The sequence below is a fragment of the Pseudonocardia sp. ICBG1034 genome, from assembly GCF_020131375.1.
Taxonomy (GTDB): Bacteria; Actinomycetota; Actinomycetes; order Mycobacteriales; family Pseudonocardiaceae; genus Pseudonocardia; species Pseudonocardia alni.
In genome coordinates this window covers 2515853-2534901 of record NZ_JAHLEK010000015.1, presented here as the reverse complement: position 1 = coordinate 2534901, position 19049 = coordinate 2515853, and the positions used below count along the sequence as shown (strand labels likewise).

Here is a 19049-nt window from a genome sequence, read left to right as displayed (position 1 = left end):
CGCCGGGGCGGCGCCGAGGCACTGATCGATCCCGGACCGGCGGCGCGGCACGGGCGCGGCGGGCCGGTGCGCGACCGGGGTCAGGCGGAGGTGGGCGACACCCGGCCGGCCGTCGCACCCTCGACGGAGGCGGTGGCCTCGGTGCCCGCGGCGGGCTCGGTGGCGTCGGCGGGCTCGGCGGCGTCGACCGCGTCGCGCCCGAGGATCCCCTCCTGCGCCGCGACGAGCGTCGGCACGGTGATCTGCCCGGCGACGTTGGTGGCGGTGCGCATCATGTCGAGGATCGGGTCGATGCCGATCACGACCGCGATCCCGGCCGCGATCACCGCGGGCGGCATCCCGACCGCGGCGAGGGTCAGGGTCAGCATGGTGAACCAGCCGGTCGTCCCGGCGGTGGCCAACGCCCCGAACACCGCGACGGCGACGATCACCAGGTACTGCCACGCCGCGAGCTGTACCCCGGAGATGTGCGCGATGAAGATCGTCGCGAGCGCCGGGTAGACGGCGGCGCAGCCGTCCATCTTGGTGGTCGTGGCCAGCGGTACGGCGAACCCGGCGTAGTTGCGGTCCACGCCGAGGTCGATCGCGGCCTGCCGGGACATCGGCAGGGCGGCGCCGGACGAGCGGGAGACGAAGGCGAACTGCAGCACCGGCCAGGTGGTGCCGAAGAAGCGGCGCGGCCCGATCCCGGCCACGACCTTCAGCAGCAGCGGGTAGACCCCGAACAGGACGATCGCGCAGCCGAGGTAGACGGTGACGATCAGCCCGGCGAGCGAGGAGACGACGCCGCTGCCGTAGGTGGCGAACGCATTGCCGATCAGGCCGAGCACGCCGATCGGGGCGAGCACGACGATCCAGCGGATGACCGTCAGGACGATCTCGAACGCCGAGCGGGAGAACGCGACGAACGGCTCGGCCTTCTCCCCCAGCGCGTAGGCGGCGGCGCCGACGAGCAGCGCGGCGACGACGACCTGCAGCACGTTGTCGTCGGCGAACGCGGCGACCGGGTTGTCCGGCACCAGGTTCGACAGCAGCGCCTCCCACGATCCCGCGGTCCTCGCGCCCACGGCCTCGACGTCGGCCGGGTCGGCGGCGATCGTGACGCCCTCACCGGGCCGCCCGATCAGCCCGATCGCGATGCCGATCAGTACCGCGACCAGGGAGGTCCCGGCGAACCAGGCGACGGTGCGCCCGCCGAGCCGGGCCGCGGTGCGTCCGCCGCCGAGGTCACGCAGGCTGACGATGCCGACGACGATCGCGAGGAACACCAGCGGCGCGACCGTGAACTGCAGCAGGCCGGTGAACAGCCCGCCGACGGTGTCCAGCGTGGTCGCGAGACCCGCGGACCCGGTGAACCGGGCGGTCAGCCCGAGCAGGGCGCCGAGCACGAGCCCGGCGACGGTGAGCAGTGCGAACACGCGCGGGCGCTGCCAGGCGCGTGCGGCACGGACGACGAGTGACACGGGGTTCCCCCAGGAGGTGCGGTACGGGTGTGGGCGGCGGTCAGCGCCGACAGCCCGTGGCGGGACGGCGGCACAGGTCGATCACCCGCCGGCTCACCAGCCACACACCCGTCCCCCGCACAGGAGCGAGCAACGCACCCGTTCGCCGCGTTCTTCCCGCCGGACGGAGGCACACGGCGTGACCCGTACCTCCGTCCTGGGCCGTCACCGCACCGGTGGGGCGGTCGCGTGTGCGGCCGGCGCGGCCCCGTCGCGGCCCGCGGTCGCGAGGTCGATCCCCCGGGTCTCGGGCAGCAGGTACACCGTCAGCCCGGACACCAGCAGCAGCACGATCGCGTAGCCGAGGAACAGGCCGGGCCTGCCGATCTCGGCGAACAGCGTCTGCAGGTAGGGGGCGGTCCCGCCGAACAACGCGACCGCGATCGAGTACGGCACGCCGAGCCCGGCGGCGCGCACCCCGGTCGGGAACATCTCGGCGTAGAGGGCGGGCCCGACGGCGCAGCCCGCCCCGATCAGCGCGAGCGCGACGGTCATCGCGACGAACAGCGTCGGCCCGTCGTGGATCATCGCGTCGAGCGGGAACAGTGCCAGGACGAGCACCGCGCCGGGCACGAGCAGGGTGCGGCGGCGGCCGAACCGGTCCGAGGCCGCGCCCCACAGCGGCAGCAGCACCATGAACACCGCCAGCGCACCGGCGCCGGCCCACAGCGCCGCCGCCGGATCCACCCCGCGCGCGGTGATGGCGTAGGCCGGGGCCGCGACCGACCAGACGTAGTAGACGACGGTCAGGCCGCTGGTCAGGAACACCACCCGGGCCAGCGCCTTCGGGCGGGCCAGGACCTGGCGCCACAGCGACGGGCGGCCGGGCGTCGCGGCGCGGGCCTCCTCCTCCCGTGAGTAGGTGTCGGACTCACGCATCCGCAGCCGCATGACCAGCGCGTACAGCCCGAACAGCCCGCCCAGGACGAACGGCACCCGCCAGCCGTAGGCGGCCATCTCCTCGCGGGTGAGCACGCTCGACAGGACGGCTCCGAGCACCGTCCCGACCAGGATGCCCGCGGTGCCGGAGAAGTAGATGAGGCTCGACCACAGCCCGCGCCGTGCGGGCGGGGCCATCTCGGCGAGGTAGGTCTGTGCGGCGGGCAGCTCGCCCCCGTGCGCGAGGCCCTGCGCCAGCCGGGCCAGGACCAGCACGACCGGTGCGGCGATGCCGATGACGGCGTGGGTCGGGACGAGCCCGATCACCAGGCTGCCCACCGCGGCGGTCGCCACGCACAGCGCCATCGACAGCTTCCGGCCGCGGCGGTCGGCGATCCAGCCGAACAGGAAGCCGCCGAACGGGCGGGCGACGAACCCGACGGCGAACACCGCGAGCGTCTTGAGCAGGGCGGTGCCGGTGTCGTCGCCCGCGAAGAACTGCGGCGCGAAGAACGCCGAGAACGTCGCGTAGACGTTCCAGTCGAACCACTCCATGGCGTTGCCGGCGCCGATCCCGAGGATCGTGCGACGCCGCTCGGTGCGCTCGGTCATGCCGCCACCCCCGCGGCCGGGGCGAGGCGGGTGGTGGCGAGCGCGGCGTACAGCGCGGTCGCGTCGGCGAGGACGCCGTCGTCGAAGCGGGCGAGCGGCGAGTGGTTCATCGGTGCGGTGTCGGGGTCGGCGCCGGGTGGGCAGGCGCCCATCCCGAGGAACGCGCCCGGGACGGCGGCGAGCACCCGGGAGAAGTCCTCGGAGCCGCTGACCGGGTTCGGTGCGAGCCGGAACCGGTCCTCCCCGAGCAGCTCGGCGCACACCCCGGCGGCGAACCCGGCCTCGTCGGCGTCGTTGACGGTGCGCGGATACTCGTCGGTCCAGACGACCTCGGCGCGGACGCCGTGCGCGGCGGCGACACCGTCGCAGACCTCGCGGACCAGCACCGGCAGCGTCGCGGCGTGGGCGTCGGAGAAGCTGCGCACGGTCGCCTCGACGCGGGCGGTGTCGGGGATGACGTTGCGCCGGGTGCCCGCGGCGACGACGCCGACGGTCAGCACGACCGGGTCGAACATGTCGAAGCGGCGGGTCACCATCGTCTGCAGGGCGGTGATCATCTCCGCGGCGGCGGCGATCGGGTCCCGGGCGGTGTGCGGGTTGGAGCCGTGGCCACCCGCCCCGTGCACGACGACGTCGAGCGCGTGCGAGGCGGACAGGAACACCCCGGGCCGGGTCGTGACCAGCCCGGCGGGCATCCGGTTGGCGAACACGTGCAGGCCGTAGGCGTGGTCGACGCGCCGTCCGGCGGCGGTCAGGACGCCCTCGGCGAGCATGTGGCCCGCGCCGTCGAAGCCCTCCTCGCCGGGCTGGAACATGAACACGACGTCGCCGGCGAGGTGGTCGCGGTGGGCGCTGAGCAGCCGCGCGGCCCCGGCCAGCGCCGCGGTGTGCAGGTCGTGGCCGCAGGCGTGCATGGTGCCGGTCCGCGCGGCGAAGTCCTCGCCGGAGCCCTCGGCGACCGGGAGACCGTCCATGTCGCCGCGCAGCAGGACCACCGGGGCGTCCGCGCCGGCGCCCGGGGCGGTGCCGCGCAGGACGGCGGTGACCGACGTCGTCGTCGTCCCCTCGGTGATCTCCAGCGGGAGCCCCTGCACCGCGGCCAGTACCCGGTCACGGGTCCGGGGCAGGGCCAGCCCGACCTCGGGGTCACGGTGCAGCTCCCGGCGCAGGTGCACCAGGTCCGGCTGCAGCGACCGGGCGTCGTCACGAAGATCCACAAGCGTCCCCTCGGGTCGTACCGGCGGGCCACGCTGCCCGCCGGAGGTCCTGCCCGAGTCTCGGAGCCCGTGCGTTACGGCACGTAACATCGACGGATCCGATCCCGATCGGGGGCCCCGTGGACGGAACCGACCGTCATCCGCTGTCCGAGGACGACTTCGCGCTCGTCCACGCGCTGCAGCTGCACCCGCGCGCGAGCTGGGCGGGGCTCGGCCCGGTGCTCGACGCGGCGCCGGTGACGCTGGCCCGGCGCTGGGCCCGCCTGCAGGGGTCCGGGCACGCGTGGATCAGCTGTTATCCGGTGGTCGGCGAGGACGCCATGCAGGTGGCGCTGGTCGAGGTGGACTGCGCGCCGGGGCGGCTCGCCGGAGTCGTCGCGGCGCTGGACTCCGAGCCGTCGGTGATGACCATCGAGTACGCCGCCCGCGGCCGGGACCTGCTGCTGACGGTGAACGCGGCGTCGTTCACGGAGCTGTCGGGGCTGGTGCTGGACCGGATCGGACGGGTGGCCGGGGTCGCGTCGGTGCGCACGCACCTGGCGTCGCGGGTGCACCGGGAGGGCAGCCGGTGGCGGCTCGACGCGCTCGACACCCGGCAGGTCGCGGCCGTGCGCGCGCTGCGTCGGGCGGACACGACACCGCAGGCGGCGGGTGTCGACCTGCGGGGGCCGGTGTACGCACCGCTGGTGCGGGAGCTGTGCGCCGACGGCCGGGCGAGCGCCGCGGAGCTCGCGGACCGGGTCGGGCGGCCGGCGTCGACGGTGCGCCGGCAGCTGTCGGCGCTGGTGCGCTCGCGGGCGCTGGTGTTCCGCTGCGAGGTCGCACAGCTGCTGACCCGGTGGCCGATCTGCGTGACGTGGTGGATCCGGCTGCCGACCGCCGCGGTCGAGCACGCGGTGCGCCGGGTCCGGACCGATCCGCGGGTGCGGCTGTGCCTGTCGCTCACCGGGCCGGAGAACCTCCTGGTCACGGCGTGGACGCACTCGCTGGGCGAGCTGGTCGGGATGCAGTCGGCGCTGGAGCGGTCGCTGCCGCAGGCGCAGATCGTGGACACCTCGGTCATCCTGCGGACCCGCAAGCGGATGGGGTGGCTGCTGCACCCCGACGGCCGGGCCACCGGGGCGTGCGTCCCGGCGTTCCCCGGCTGAGGGGGTCAGAGCCAGGCGTCGCGGACGTCGAGCGTGGTCCGGTCCAGCGACGCGAGCAGGTCCAGCTGCGGGCCGGTGCGGGGCAGCTCGTGGCGCACGAAGTAGCGGGCCGCGGCACGCTTGCCCTCGTACAGGTCGCCGTCGCGGCCCTCGGCGGCGAGCGCCTGCTCCAGCCAGATCCAGGCGAGCACGACGTGCCCGACGGCCTCCAGGTAGACCGAGGAGTGTGCGACCGCCAGCGCCGGGTCGTCCTGGCCGTGCACGATCCCGGTCACCTCGACGACCCGGTCCACGGCCGCCGCGACGGCGTCGGCGTGCGCGGCGGGTTCCCCGCCGACCGCGCGTCCGCGCTCCACGGTCTGCCCGATCGTCTCCCGCAGCAGCGTCAGCCCGGCGCCGCCCTGCATCACGACCTTGCGGCCCAGCAGGTCCAGGCCCTGGATGCCGTGGGTGCCCTCGTGGATCGGGTTGAGCCGGTTGTCGCGGTAGAGCTGCTCGACGTCGTGGTCGCGGGTGTAGCCGTAGCCGCCGTGGATCTGGATGGCGAGGTCGTTGGCGTGCAGGCACCACTGCGAGGGCCAGCTCTTCGCGACCGGGGTCAGCACCTCCAGCAGCAGGTGCGCCCGGCGGCGTTCCCCGTCGGTCCCCGCCGTGCGCTCCTCGTCGAGGAGCCGCCCGCAGTACAGGTTCAGCGCGAGCGCACCCTCCACGTAGGACTTGCTCGCCAGCAGCATCCGGCGCACGTCGGTGTGGGCGACGATCGGCACCTGCGGGCTCGCCGGGTCCTTCGCCCCGGCCGGGCGGCCCTGGGTGCGGGTACGGGCGTGGTCGAGGGCCAGCAGGTAGCCGGCGTAGCCGAGTGCGGTGGCGCCCGCCCCGACCCCGACCCGGGCCTCGTTCATCATGTGGAACATCTGGGCGAGACCGGTGTGCGGCTCCCCCACCAGGTAGCCGACGGCGCCCGCCTCCCCGCCCGGGGTCGCGCGGCCTTCGCCGAAGTTCAGCACCGTGTTGACGGTGCCGCGGTAGCCCATCTTGTGGTTGAGCCCGGCGAGGGCGATGTCGTTGCGTTCCCCGTTCCCCAGCACCCGGGGCACCACGAACAGCGAGATGCCCTTCACCCCGGCCGGTCCGCCGGGGATCTTCGCCAGCACGAGGTGGACGATGTTCTCCCCCAGCTCGTGCTCGCCGCCGGAGATCCACATCTTGGTGCCGGTGATCCGGTGCGTGCCGTCGTCGCGCGGCTCGGCCCGGGTGGTGACGTCGGCCAGCGACGACCCGGCCTGCGGCTCGGACAGGCACATCGTGCCGAAGTAGCGGCCCTCCACCATGGGGCGCACCCAGGTCTGCACCTGCTCGGAGCTGCCGTGGGTGAGCAGCAGGTTGGCCGCGGCGACGGTGAGCATCGGGTAGGCGGCGGTGGCGACGTTGCCGGCGTGCAGCCACACGAAACACGCCTGGACGACGACGGCGGGCAGCTGCATCCCGCCGACCCGCTCGTCGAGCCCGGCGCCGACGATCCCGGTGTCGCCCAGCACCTTCAGCGCGGCGCGGACCTCGTCGGGGAGCGTGACGCGCTCGCCGTCGAACTCGGGCTCGCGGGTGTCGGAGACCTTGCGGTGCGGCGCGAAGTGCTCGGTCGCGACCTGTGCGGCGAGGTCGACGACGGCGTCGATGGTGTCGCGGTCGTGCTCGGCGTAGCGCTCGCGGTCGCAGAGCTCGACCACCCGCAGCCAGTCGTGGAGCAGGAAGTCGAGGTCGGCACGGGAGATCAGCTGCGCTCGCACGGCGCCCACGATCGCACCCCGGGGCGGGTCCGGGGAAGCGGGCCGCTCAGCCCCCGGCCGCGAGCGCCGGGGCGAACGCCGGCGACCCGGACCGGCCGGTCCGCACCAGGCCGGCGACGAGCTCGCCGACGGCCGGGGCGTACTTGAAGCCCTGGCCGGAGAACCCGCCGAGGACGACGGTGCGCGGCTCCCACGGGGCGAGCGCGACGATCCCGCGGCGGGTCGGGGTGTAGCCCTCGACGTAGGACTCCAGCCGGGCGGGTCGGTCGGACATGCCGGCGAGGCGGGCGGCGACCGCACCGGCCCAGTCCCGGGTGTAGCCGGCCTCGACCAACGGGTGGTGGTCGGCCGGCGAGTGGACGCGGGGCTGCGGCTGCTGGTGGTTGATCTTGATGGTGGCGCCGTCGACGGCGGGGAAGAACGTGTGCACCGGTGCCGCGGTGTGGATCCCGGGCGGGAAGACCGCGGGCGCGAACCGGGCGGGGTCCCGCACCCCGAACCAGCTCAGCACGACACGGCGCTGCTCGATCCCGGTGACTCCCGGGACGAGACCGGCGCCGTGACCGGTGGCGATCACGACGTGGTCGGCGACGGTCTCGCCGTCGACGGTGTGCAGCACGACGCGCCCGCGCCGCCTGCCGATGCCGACGACGGTGACACCCTCCCGGACGGCCGCCCCGGCCCGGCGGGCCTCCGCGACGAGCCCGCGGGTGGCGGTGCCGGCGTCGAGCAGCCCGCCGCCCGGGTCGAGCACGGCCACCTCGTCCGCGCCGAGCAGGTGCGCGGGCCAGCGCACGGCCGCCGTGGCCGCGTCGAGCACGGTGGTCCGGCCCGGCAGCGCGACCGCCCGGACCCGCGGGTCGTCGCGGGCGCCGAGGGTGAGCGCGCCGCAGGCGGTGAACGGCGCGCCGGGCAGTCCGGTCCAGAGCTCACGGCTGCGGTCGAGCAGGCGGACGTGGTCCGGCCCGGTCGCGACGGCGGTGCGGAAGATCCGCGTCCCGCCGCCGGAACCGCCGTCGGGGTGGCCGACGCGCCCCGACTCCAGCCCGACGCAGGACACCCCGGCGCGGGCCAGCGCGAGCAGCGACGCCGCGCCGAGCACACCCAGCCCGACGACGGCGCACTCGACCGACCCGGCCCGCCTCACGGGTGCTGCGACCGGATCCGGGCGTCCGCGGGCAGCGGCACACGGGCCGGGTCCCGGGGCAGGCGTCCCGGCCAGACCAGGCAGAGCAGCGGCGGCGCACCGACCGCCCGCAGCGCGGCGACGGCCGTCACGACGTCCTCGGTGGTCGTCGCGGCGGTCTCGACGACGAGCACGCTCGGCCCGCCGTCGCGCACGCTGCACAGGTCCTCGTGCGCGAGCCGCGGGACCCGCAGGGCCCGCACGACCGGCGCTCCGGGGGCGACGGTCGTCGCCGGGGCGCCGGGGGTGAGGTCGCGGTACTCGCGCCGGTCCCCCACCAGTGCGGCCGCCTTGACCAGCTCGGACGCGACGTCGCACGCGGGCTCGCGGGTCAGCTGGACGACGGTGAGGCGGTCGACGTGGCGGAGCAGGTCGCGGTAGGCACCGGCCAGGCGCGGCACCGCGTCCGGGGCGGAGCCCGGAGCGAGCACCGGCACGTCGAGCCGGGCCCGGAGCCGGTCCTCGGGATGGGCCTCGGGCAGCAGTCCGCGGCCGCGGCGGACCGCGGGCACCCCGAGACCGGCCAGCAGCAGCGCCGCACCGGCGCCGATCCCGGTCGCGCCGCCGACCCACCACGCGGTCGGGACCTCCGGCGCGACGACCGGATCGGGCCCGTCGACGACGACGGTGACCTGCCCGGTCCGGTCGGCCAGCGTCCGGCCGAGCTGCTCGGCGACCGGGTCGGTCCCGGTGGTGCCGGAGCTGCCGGTGGCCTGGGCGTCGGCGGCCCGCCGGTCGATCTCGGCGCGCAGCGGCTGGGTACCGCCGGTGGTGACGGCGGCGTCGAGGGCGCCGATGCGCTCGCGCAGCGCGGTGACCGCGTCGTCGGCCAGTGCGGTGGCCGTCGCGTCGTCGGTGCCGGTGGCGCGGACGGCGACCACACCCGGTTCGGGTGCGGTGAGCACGAGGCGCCCGGCGACGTCGGTGACGGTGGAGCCGGTCAGCTGGGCGACGCGATCGGTGAAGGCGGCGCTGCCGGCCGCGGCGAGCGCGCGGGCGGTGGCGGGCCCGGGGTCGGCGGTGCCGACCGAGCCGACCTGCACCGACGTCGTCGCGACGGTGGGCGGTGGGAGGAGCACGGCCAGGCCCGCCGCGCCCGCGGCCGCGAGCAGCACGGCTCCGGTGACGGGCGCGCGGCGACGGCGCAGGGTCGCGCCGATCTCCGCCAGGGCGCCGTTGCGGTCCGCCCCGGACGGGACGGCTGCCGGTGCCGCGGCCGGGGCCGGTGCGGCCGCAGGGGTGGTCGACGGGGCCGGTGCCGCGGTCCGGTCCGGCCGGGGCGCACCGGGCGGGGCCGGTGCCGCGGTCCGGTCCGGCCGGGGCGCACCGGGCGGGGCCGGACCGTCGAACCCCGCCGGCAGCGCCGGTCCGGACCCCGTCGGGGCCGGGTGCAGGGGTGCGACCGGGGACCGCTGCGGGGTCGGTGCGGGGGTGGGCACGGACGCCGTCGGCGGCACCCGCGGGATCGACGAGGTGGCCGGGGACGGACGGGACGGTGCCGTCGGCGCCGGTGCGCCCAGCGGTGCGGACCGGGTGGGCAGGGCCGAGGAGCCGGTGACCGACGCCGTCCCCGTGACCGCCGACGGTCCGACGGGCGTCGTGGCCGACACCGCGCCGTGCGCATCGTCCGCGCCGTTCCTGCCCTTCGCGCCGTCCACCGAACCCGGACCCGGGGCCGGGGACCGGGGCGGGGACTGGGGCGGGGACTGGGTGCCGGTGCGCGGTGAGGTCGGCAGCGACGTCGGGGTCGCGGTGCGGTGTGCCCCGGCGCGCGGCTCGGTCCCGGCGCGTGCGTCGGTGCCGTTGCGTGCGTCGGTGCCGTTGCGTGTCTCGGCTCCGGTGCGCGACTCGGTCCCGTGCTGCGCGTCGGTGCCGCTGCGCGGGTCGGCCCCGGTGCGCGGTCGCGTCTGGACGGTGTCCTCCACCCCGGAAACACCGGAAGCGTCCGGGGTACCGGGCTCCGCCGACGACGCGACGGGCTCGGCCCGGGTCACCGCACCCGGCGGCGGCACCAGCCCCCGCCGCCGCGACCGGGCCCGCGCCGGCATGCCGGGGCGCGACGACGGCTCGGCGGACCGCGGCAGCTCAGCGGCACCGGTACCGGCGTCGCGCACCGGGGGGCGCTCGTCGCCCCGTGCCGGGGCCGCACCGGCCGGCGACGGAGTCACCGCGGGCAGCGCCGTCGTCGCGGAGACGTCGTCGACGGCACCCGGGGCACCGCAGGCCGGCTCCTGCGGCGCGCTCCCGCGGCGGTAGGGCGTCGGCCGCGACGGAGACGACCCGGCCACCGCCTCCGCCTCGCGCCGCGGCGGGACCAGCGGGGCCCGTGGGGTCCTGGTGCGGGCCATCAGCGGGACCCCGCGACCAGGGCCGGGCCACCGGGCAGGATCTCGGTGACCACGCCGGCGGGCGTGACCTCGGTGATCGTGGCCTCGCGCGGCTGCGGCATCCCGGCCGCCGCCTCGGGGCCGAAGTGCTCGGCCAGCCACGCCGGCCGGTAGACCGTGTCCAGGTAGCGCTCCCCCATGTCCGGGGCGAGCGCGACGGCCGTGGTCGTCGCGTCGCCGTGGCGGCGCAGCCAGTCCGCGGCCCCCGCGACGACGGTGCCGGTCGACCCGCCGAACAGGAACCCGCGGCGGGCCAGGGCGTGGCACGCCTCGAGCGTGTCGGGCTCGGCGACGTGCACGACATCGTCGATGTAGGACTCGTCGAGCGCCTCCGGGCGGACGCTGGTGCCCAGCCCCGGGATCATCCGGGGCGTCGGCCGGTCGCCGAAGGTGACCGACCCGGCCGCGTCGACCGCGACCACCCGGACCGGCCGCGGCCGGGACCGGAAGTAGCGGGCGCAGCCCATCAGCGTGCCGGTCGTGCCCGCGCCGACGAAGACCACGTCGAGCTGCGGGAACGCCGCCTCGATCTCCGGCCCGGTGGTGACCAGGTGCGAGCCCTGGTTCTCCGGGTTGGCGTACTGGTTGAGCCACACGTAGCGGTCGTCGCCGGCGACCAGCGAGCGGACCAGCGCGATCCGGGTGGCGAGGAAGCCACCGGCCGCGTCCGGGGTGTCGACCACGCGGACCTCCGCGCCGAGCGCCGCCATCAGCCGGTGCGTGGCCGGGTTGCAGCGCGGGTCGGTGACGCAGACGAACCGGTAGCCCCGGCTCGCCGCGATCATGGCGAGCGCGACGCCGAGGTTGCCCGAGGAGGACTCCACGAGCACCGATCCGCGGTGCAGCAGGCCGCGCCGCTCGGCGTCGGTGACCATGCCGAGAGCGGCCTTGAGCTTGACCGATCCTGCGAAGTTGAAGCCCTCGCACTTGAGGTAGAGCGACAGTCCGAGGACCCCGGTCAGGTCGACGTACAGGTCGTCGGTGTTGAAGTCTTCGGGTGCGGAGATGACGGTCATCGTCGACCCCTCGTGTACCAGTGGTGGCGGCTCAGCCGTGCCGGCTCAGCTCGTGGAAGAAGTCGTCGACGGTGTGCAGCTCGCCGGCGCGGGCGACCTCGGCGTGGACGAACCGTCCGACGGCGAGGTCGAGGACCCCGAGGCCGAACGGGGAGAACACGACCGTGCGGTCGCTGGGGACGGCCAGCGTGCCGTCGAGCACCTGGTCCAGGGTGCCGTCGACGAAGTCGCGGTTCCCGGTGGCCTGTTCGGCCAGGTGCGGGGAGGTGTCGGCCTTGAGGCAGTGCTCCACGTCGTCGAGGACGTTGAAGGCGCTGAGCACGATGTCCGCGGACAGGTCGCGCAGCGACACGTTCAGCACCAGCGGGTGGTGGTCGAACCAGGCGGGGTCGTGCACGTGCGGGGTGCCCGCGACGGTCGCGAAGATCACCAGGTCGCTGCCGCGGACCAGCGACTCGGCGGAGTCGTGGATCCGGACCGCGCCGGGCGCGGTGCGCTCGACGTGGCCCCGGAACCCCTCGGCGGAGTCCGCGGAGAGGTCGAACACGCCGACCTCGTCGAAGGTCCAGCCGGTGCCGACCAGGAACTGGTGGATGTAGCGGGCGATCAGCCCGGTCCCGACGAACCCGACGCGACGCGGGCGGGCCCCGTCGCGCGAGAGCCGGTCGGCCGCCGAGGCCGCCGACGCCGCGGTGCGGGTCGCGGAGATGATCGAGCTCTCCAGACAGGCGTACGGGTAGCCGGTGCGGGGGTCGTTGAGGATCAGCACCGCCGAGGCCCGGGGGACGCCGCGGGCGACGTTCTCCGGGAAGCTGGAGATCCACTTGATGCCGTCGACGCCGGTGTCGTCCCCGGTACCGCCCAGCGACGCGGGCAGCGCGATGATCCGCGACGACGGCCGGTCGGGGAACCGCAGGAAGTACGACGGCGGGTTCACCGTCGCGCCGGCGCCGTGCACCCGGTAGGTGTCCTCGACGAGCTCGACGAGCTCCTTCTCCCGCCCGCCGAGCGCCCGCGCCACCTGGGCGCCGGAGATCACGGAGAAGGCGGGGACGGACTCGGCCGGGGCGTTCATCGGGCTCCCTCGAAGGCGGGGACGGCGACGCCGTCGGTCATGGCGACGACGACGTGTCGGTCACCGGTGTAGGGGTCGCGGCCGTGGGCGAACCGCAGGTTGTCCACGACCAGCAGGTCGCCGTCCTGCCAGGGCTCGCGGACGGCGTGCCGGTCGTGCGCGGCGTTGATCTCGTCGACGACCGCCTCCGGCACCGGGGAGCCGTCGCCGAAGCGGGTGCTGAACGGCAGCCCGTCCGGGCCGTGCATCTCCAGCAGGAACTCGCGGACCTCGGGGTCCATCGCGAACTCCGACAGGAACGCGATCTGGTTGAACCAGACCCGCTGCCCGGTGACCGGGTGCATCAGCACGCCGTGCCGGCGCTGGCGGGTGCGCAGCCCGCCGTCGGGCGTCCAGACCGTGTCGATGGCGTTGGCCCGGCAGTAGCGCTCGACGGCGTCGCGGTCGGCGGTGCCGAACGCCTGCTCCCAGGACGCGCCGATGTCGTCACCGTAGGAGCGGGTGAGGATCCAGCCCTCGCGCTCGACGCGCTCGACGAGTGCGGGCGGCAGGTCCGCCGCGACCCGGCTGGTGTCGACCAGCGGCGTCGCGCCGCCGGTCTCGGGTGCACGCAGGCAGGCGAACAGCAGCGTGGCGGGCGTGTCCAGGACGTAGGACAGCTCGTGGTGGGCGCACATCGGCTGGCGCGCGGGCCACGGGGTGGCCGAGTAGACGCCGTCCGACAGCAGGGTCCGGGCGGCGATCGCCTCGCGCTCGACGTAGCTGCCGGTCCCCAGCCGGGCGGCCACACCGGCGACGTCGGCGACGGTGCGCAGGCCGAGCCCGCGCACCAGCACGACACCGTGGTCGTCGAGCAGGTCACGCAGCGCGTCGCCGTGGCGCTCGGTCCAGCCGGCGGCATCGCCGCCCGGGCCCGCGTCGAGGACGGGCGGTCGTCCGGGGTGCGGGCGCACCCCGAGCAGTGATCCGGTCATGTCTCCCCCTGTGGTGGTCAGCGCCGGTCGGCCGGGAGCAACCCGGCGAGGTCGGCGAGGACGGGATGGTCGAGCACCTGGCGGACCGTGACGGCCCGGCCGAGCGCGATCACGAGCTTCACCGCGGACAGCGAGCTGCCCCCCAGTTCGGCGAAGTCGTCGTCGGGGCCCACCGATCCGGCGGGCAGGTCGAGGACGCGGGTGACGGCGTCGACGACGCGGCGCTGGGCCGCGGTGAGCTCGCCACCGGTCGGGCCGGCCGACGCGCTCCCGGCGACGGCGGCCTGCGCCGCGGCCGCGGTCGCGTGCGCGGTGAGGGTCTTGCGGTCGATCTTGCCGTTGGCGGTGACCGGCAGCGGGTCGAGCCGGTGGACCGTCGGCGGGACCATGTAGGCGGGCAGGCTGCGCGCCAGCCGGGTTCGGACCTCGGGCGCGTCCGGGCCGTCGCCGGCGTGGTAGGCGACCAGCTGCGGCCCGCCCGCGGTCGTCGCGACGACGACGCAGGCGTCGCGGACACCGGGCACCGCCAGCAGCGCGTTCTCGATCTCGCCGATCTCGATCCGGAACCCGCGGATCTTGACCTGGTTGTCGCGCCGGCCGAGGAACTCGAGCTGACCGTCGGGGCGCCAGCGGCCGTGGTCGCCGCTGCGGTAGAGCCGCTCGCCGGGCCGGTGCGGGTCCGAGCCGAACGCCGCCGCGGTGCGGTCGGGGTCGTTGACGTAGCCGCGGCCGACGCACACCCCGGAGAACACGATCTCCCCGGGCGCGCCGAGCGGAACCGGCGCCAGGTCGGTGTCGACGACGTAGACCTTCACCCCGGGCACCGGGGCGCCGAGCGGGACCCGGCCGTCCGCGGGAGCCTCGCGCAGCACGGCGTGGTTGGTGTCGTCGGAGGTCTCGGTCAGGCCGTAGGCGTTGACCAGCGGGACGCCGGGGAGCACCCGGAACCAGCGCTGCACCAGCTCGGTCTTGAGCGCCTCCCCGGTGGCCGAGACCATCCGCAGGTCGGGCAGTGCCGTGGGGTGCTCCTCCAGGTAGGTCAGCACGACCTCGAGGTAGCTGGGCACGAGCTGGGCGACGGTGACCCGGGACCGCACCAGGGTGTCGACGAAGCGGCGGACGTCGAAGATCACGTCCTGCTCGACGAGCAGGGTCCGCCCACCGGCGAGCGGACCCGCGACGAGCTGCCAGAGCGAGATGTCGAAGCACTGCGGCGCGGTCTGGGCGACCACGCAGCCCGGCTCCAGCTCCAGGTCCTCGATCTTGGCGAGCAGGTGGTTCAGCATCCCGGCGTGCTCGCACATCGCGCCCTTGGGCTCGCCGGTGGAGCCGGAGGTGAAGTACAGGTAGGCGAGTCCGTCGGCCGGGACGTCGGCGGTGGGTGCGGGGCCGTCGGCGGCGGCGACCGCGTCCGGCACGGTCAGCACCGTCGTCGCGACGCCGGCCTCGTCGAGGTGGGCGCGGGTGGCGTCGGTGGTCAGCGCGATCCGGCACCCGGCGCGGGTCAGCGTGCGGGCGATCCGCTCGGCCGGGAAGTGCGGCTCCACCGGCAGGTAGGCGCCACCGGCACGCAGGACGGCGAGCACCGCGACCATCCAGTCGAGGTCGCGGTCGCACACCACGGCGACGACGTCCTCGGGCGCCAGCCCGGCGTCGAGCAGGGTCGAGGCGACGCGCGCGGCCCGGTCCTCCAGCTCGGCGCGGGTGAGGGTGACCCCGGCGTGCTCGGCGACGACCTCGTCGGGGGCCGCGGCGGCGCGGTCGGCGAGCAGCTCGTGCGGACGGCGGTCGGGCAGATCCCGGGGCCGGCCGGCGAGGTCGCCGAGCTGGGCGTCGCGCTCGGCCTGCCCGACCAGCGCCGACGGGCGCACGGGCGCGTCGGGGTCGGCGGCGGCGAGCGCCAGGGCCGCGGCGTGGTAGCCGGCGATCCGGGCGGCCGCGCCCTCGTCGAGGAGGTCGAGACGGTGGGTCAGGCGCAGGGTCCCCCCGGACACCGCGACGTGCAACCCGGCGGCACCCGGCCCGTCGCCGGTGGTGGTGTCCGGGTCGGCACCGCGCTCACCGGTCCGGTCCAGCGCGCCGGGGGCGATCTCTGCGCCGCGCAGGTCCGCGCCCGGGTCGAGCACCGTGCCGAACGACGGCACCGTGGTCCCGAGCTCGGCGGCGAGGCGTCCCAGGTCGGGCTCGGGGTGGGTGCGCAGCCCGGCCAGGGCGTCAGCGGCCGCGGTGATCAGCGCGGACCAGCTGCGGGCCGTGTCCAGGCACACCGGCAGCGGCGTCGCGCCGGTGCGGGCCGGGACCCCGGCGGTCACCTCGGTGTCGCCGGACAGGGCTGCGAGGACGGCGGCGTGCGCGGCGAGCAGCACCGCGCCGGCCTCCACGCCGGTCACCGCGGCGACGGCGGCGACCGCGTCCCGCGGGATCGGCTCGGTGTGCACGGCGGTCCCGGGCCGGGGTGTCGCCGTCCAGGACGGGGCCGGGGTGGCACCGCCGGTGAGCAGCACCCGGGTCCAGTACTCGCGGGCGGTCGTGGTGGCGGGGTCGGCGAGCGTGCCGGTCATCGTGCGGTCTCTCCGTTCAGCAGCGGGGTCGGGGCGGGGCGGGAGCGCGGGGCGGCGGCCGGATTGCCCTCCCAGACGGCACCGGCGGGGACCTCCTCGCCCTTCATGAGGAAGGCGTCGCAGCCGATGCGGGCGGCGTCGCCGACGACGGCGCCGTAGTGGACGAAGGCACCGACGTCGAGACAGGCGCCGGTGCCGACGGAGATGAAGTCGGACTTGAAGGTGCCGTCCTCCTGCGAGTGGCACTGCAGCACCGACCCGGCGTTGAGGACGACGTCGTCGCCGATGCGCACGAGCGTGCGGTCGGTCATGCCGCAGCCGTCGTCGAAGACGCGGCGGCCGATCTGCACGCCGAGCGCGCGGGTGACGAGGTTCTTGAACGGGGTCCCGGCGAGCATCCGGTCCCAGCCCTGCACCACGAGCTTCCAGTAGCGCTCGTGCCACCAGAAGTACGGGTCGTAGACCGAGCAGAAGCGCGGCTGGAGCCGGCGGCGCCCGGCGACGGTGAGCCGCTCGACGGTGATCGTGTACGTCATCGTGAACAGCAGCGACAACAGCAGCTGCACCCCGACCGCGACCGGGCCCAGCGGCGCCAGCAGGGCGGCCACGACCAGGGTGAGCAGGGTGACCCCGAACAGGGCGCCCCACCGGAACGCCACGGCCAGGGCGATGGTGCGGCGGTTGTAGCGGTTCTTGGCGCGCAGCCGGTCGTGCAGGTCGAGCCCGGTGTGCAGGTGGCCGAACATCGAGTCCCGGGCGACGGTGCGGGGGATCTCGAACGGCGGCGAGCCCAGGAGCCCGACCCCGGTCCGCACCCGGCCGTCGGTGGGGACGAGCGTCTTGGTGGCGATCAGGCAGTCGTCGCCGACCCTGGAGCCGGCCGTCCACACGATCCTGTTGCCCAGGAACGAGTTCGACGCAATCCGTGTCCGGTTCACGACGAATGCGGTGTCCGAATAGTCGACATTGACGATGGACAAACCATCGGCGACCATCGTGCCGGTTCCGATCGAGCTCGCGAACGGCGTCTCCTGCTTCACCGCGGTACCGAAATTCGTTCCCGTCTGCGGGGTGCGCCGGAGATCGTGTCCGATGATCCGGAGGTAATCGACGATGTAGGAGCTGTCGCCGAGCAGATAGGTGAAGAACCGGACGTTCGTGATCCGTAACACGGTGCGCTGCAACGTGTATCGCAGGCCGTAGAGGGGGTACGGACGACCCTCGGTGAGCCCGAGCGACAGCACGCGCGCGACCACCGCGGCCCCGAACAGACCGACGGCCGTCCCGGCGAGGAGCAGGCCGGTCGAGCTGACGAGGGCGTCGAGCCAGAGCTGGGACGAGACCACCCCGGCGGCCCCGCTGCCGATCACCGCCGCCAGCGTCGGCACGGACGCCAGCACGACGTCGACCACACCGGTGCCCAGCGGCAGCCAGACCAGCAGCAGCCAGCCGAGCTGGCCGGTCGCATAGCCGGCGCGCCGGACCCGGCCGACCGTCGCCGAGACCCCGGCGCCGGGGTCTCCGCCGCCCGGGCGGGCCGGAGTGCCCCACCAGGTCGCACCGGCCGGGACGACCTGACCGGTGTGCAGCGAGGAGGCGTGGGCGAGCCGTCCGCCGTCGCCGATCTCGGTCCCGATGTCGATCACCGACGCCTCGCCGACGACGACGCGGGCACCGATCGTGACCCGGCCGGTCCGGATGATGCCCGGCTCGGCGCGGTAGCAGGACAGGATCGAGTCCTTGCGCAGCACGGTGTTCGCGCCGATCGTGAGCAGGTCCGGGCAGGCCGGGATGGTGCGCGCCAGCATGACCACGCCGGGCCCGATCCGGGCGCCGAGCAGCCGCAGGTAGAGCGGCAGCAGCGGCGAGCCCGCGGCGACCAGCAGCAGCGGGTTGGTGCGGACCAGGGTCCTGGCCAGCCAGAACCGGTAGTAGGCGGCACTCCACAGCGGGATCTCGCGCTCGGTCCACCGGCCGACGAGCAGCCACTTCGCGGCGATCGGGAGCACCGCGAACACCGTGAAGGCCACCGCCACCGCGGCCAGCGAGCGCAGGTAGAAGTCCACCAGCCCGGTGCCGAGGGCGATCCACTGGTACACCGCGCCGAGCAGGGTGCCGTAGGCGAGGGTGAACACGACGAAGGTGAGCAGCTGCGCCGCGCCGCACAGCACGTAGGCGCGGGTGGTGCCGGTCGGGACCGGCGGCGCGGGCGGCGCCTCGTCCGGCACGGGACCGGCGCCGCCGGCGAGCGCGACGGCCAGACCGGCGGCGGTGGGGTGGGCGTAGACGTCGGTCATCGCGACGTCGGGCAGGTCGTCGCGGCGGCGGACCCGGGCACAGAACCGGGTCATCGTCATGGAGTCGGCACCGAGGTCGGCGAACACGTCGGCGTCGGCCCCGACGTCGGCGCCGACCAGCTCGGCGAGGATCGCCCGGTAGCCCTCGCGCACGTCGTCGACGGTGCGAGCGGAGCGTGCGACCGACGGGGCGAGTGCCGCGGCCAGCCCGGCCACGGTGGGGTGGGCGTAGACGTCGGTCATCGCGACGTGCGGCAGGTCGGGCCGCTGCCGGACCCGCGCACAGAACCGGGCGAGGACCATCGAGTCGGCACCGGCGTCGACGAAGAAGTGGTCGTCCGGCCGCACGGGTGCGTCGAGCAGCTCCGTGATGATCGCTGTGAACGCGATCACGACAGCGTGTTCCGA

General features: G+C 75.5%; 12 protein-coding genes. 1 reads left to right on the top strand and 11 read right to left on the bottom strand.

From position 1 onward, the window contains the following. Positions 1-80 precede the first annotated feature (80 nt). The 3 genes from KPF22_RS13370 to KPF22_RS13360 all read right to left on the bottom strand — a co-directional run bounded on the left by KPF22_RS13370 (position 81) and on the right by KPF22_RS13360 (position 4210). Positions 81-1463, bottom strand: coding sequence for a dicarboxylate/amino acid:cation symporter (locus tag KPF22_RS13370; RefSeq protein WP_208819116.1), 1383 nt, complete (start codon positions 1461-1463; stop codon positions 81-83). A 204-nt stretch (positions 1464-1667) separates the two neighbouring features. Next, the gene (locus KPF22_RS13365; RefSeq protein WP_224402227.1) at positions 1668-2993 is read right to left on the bottom strand and encodes an MFS transporter; all 1326 of its coding nucleotides are present in this window, start codon (positions 2991-2993) and stop codon (positions 1668-1670) included. Beyond that, positions 2990-4210 (bottom strand): M20 family metallopeptidase, encoded by a 1221-nt coding sequence (locus KPF22_RS13360; RefSeq protein ID WP_224402226.1) that lies wholly within the window; start codon positions 4208-4210, stop codon positions 2990-2992. Before KPF22_RS13360 ends, KPF22_RS13365 begins: the two co-directional genes overlap by 4 nt. Positions 4211-4329: 119 nt before the next feature. Between KPF22_RS13360 and KPF22_RS13355 the strand changes: the two genes are divergently transcribed. After that, positions 4330-5358, top strand: a complete 1029-nt coding sequence (locus KPF22_RS13355) for an Lrp/AsnC family transcriptional regulator (RefSeq protein WP_224402225.1) — start codon at positions 4330-4332, stop codon at positions 5356-5358. Positions 5359-5363: 5 nt separating this feature from the next. Here KPF22_RS13355 and KPF22_RS13350 read toward each other — a convergent pair whose 3' ends face one another. Genes KPF22_RS13350 through KPF22_RS13315 form a run of 8 tightly spaced genes read right to left on the bottom strand, consistent with a single transcriptional unit; the run spans position 5364 to position 19034 of the window. Further along, complete coding sequence (locus KPF22_RS13350; protein ID WP_224402224.1) at positions 5364-7145, bottom strand: acyl-CoA dehydrogenase; 1782 nt, start codon at positions 7143-7145, stop codon at positions 5364-5366. 46 nt (positions 7146-7191) lie between these two features. Beyond that, entirely contained in the window at positions 7192-8292 is a 1101-nt protein-coding gene (locus KPF22_RS13345; RefSeq protein ID WP_224402427.1) for an FAD-dependent oxidoreductase, read from the bottom strand. Further along, positions 8289-10679: a hypothetical protein gene (locus tag KPF22_RS13340; protein WP_224402223.1), complete on the bottom strand. Its 2391-nt coding sequence runs from the start codon at positions 10677-10679 to the stop codon at positions 8289-8291. The genes KPF22_RS13345 and KPF22_RS13340 overlap by 4 nt, the downstream gene beginning before the upstream one ends. Continuing rightward, complete coding sequence (gene sbnA, locus KPF22_RS13335) at positions 10679-11734, bottom strand: 2,3-diaminopropionate biosynthesis protein SbnA (protein WP_208819110.1); 1056 nt, start codon at positions 11732-11734, stop codon at positions 10679-10681. The genes KPF22_RS13340 and sbnA overlap by 1 nt, the downstream gene beginning before the upstream one ends. A gap of 31 nt (positions 11735-11765) precedes the next feature. Then, positions 11766-12809 carry a 2,3-diaminopropionate biosynthesis protein SbnB gene (gene sbnB / locus KPF22_RS13330; RefSeq protein WP_208819109.1) on the bottom strand — a complete coding sequence of 348 codons (1044 nt, stop codon included), beginning with the start codon at positions 12807-12809 and terminating at the stop codon, positions 11766-11768. Beyond that, complete coding sequence (locus KPF22_RS13325) at positions 12806-13783, bottom strand: TauD/TfdA family dioxygenase (RefSeq protein ID WP_208819108.1); 978 nt, start codon at positions 13781-13783, stop codon at positions 12806-12808. Before KPF22_RS13325 ends, sbnB begins: the two co-directional genes overlap by 4 nt. A 17-nt stretch (positions 13784-13800) precedes the next feature. Beyond that, on the bottom strand, positions 13801-16344 hold the full coding sequence (locus tag KPF22_RS13320; RefSeq protein WP_224402222.1) for a non-ribosomal peptide synthetase: 2544 nt from the start codon (positions 16342-16344) through the stop codon (positions 13801-13803). Further along, the gene (locus tag KPF22_RS13315; RefSeq protein WP_224402221.1) at positions 16341-19034 is read right to left on the bottom strand and encodes a Pls/PosA family non-ribosomal peptide synthetase; all 2694 of its coding nucleotides are present in this window, start codon (positions 19032-19034) and stop codon (positions 16341-16343) included. The genes KPF22_RS13320 and KPF22_RS13315 overlap by 4 nt, the downstream gene beginning before the upstream one ends. Positions 19035-19049 lie beyond the last annotated feature (15 nt).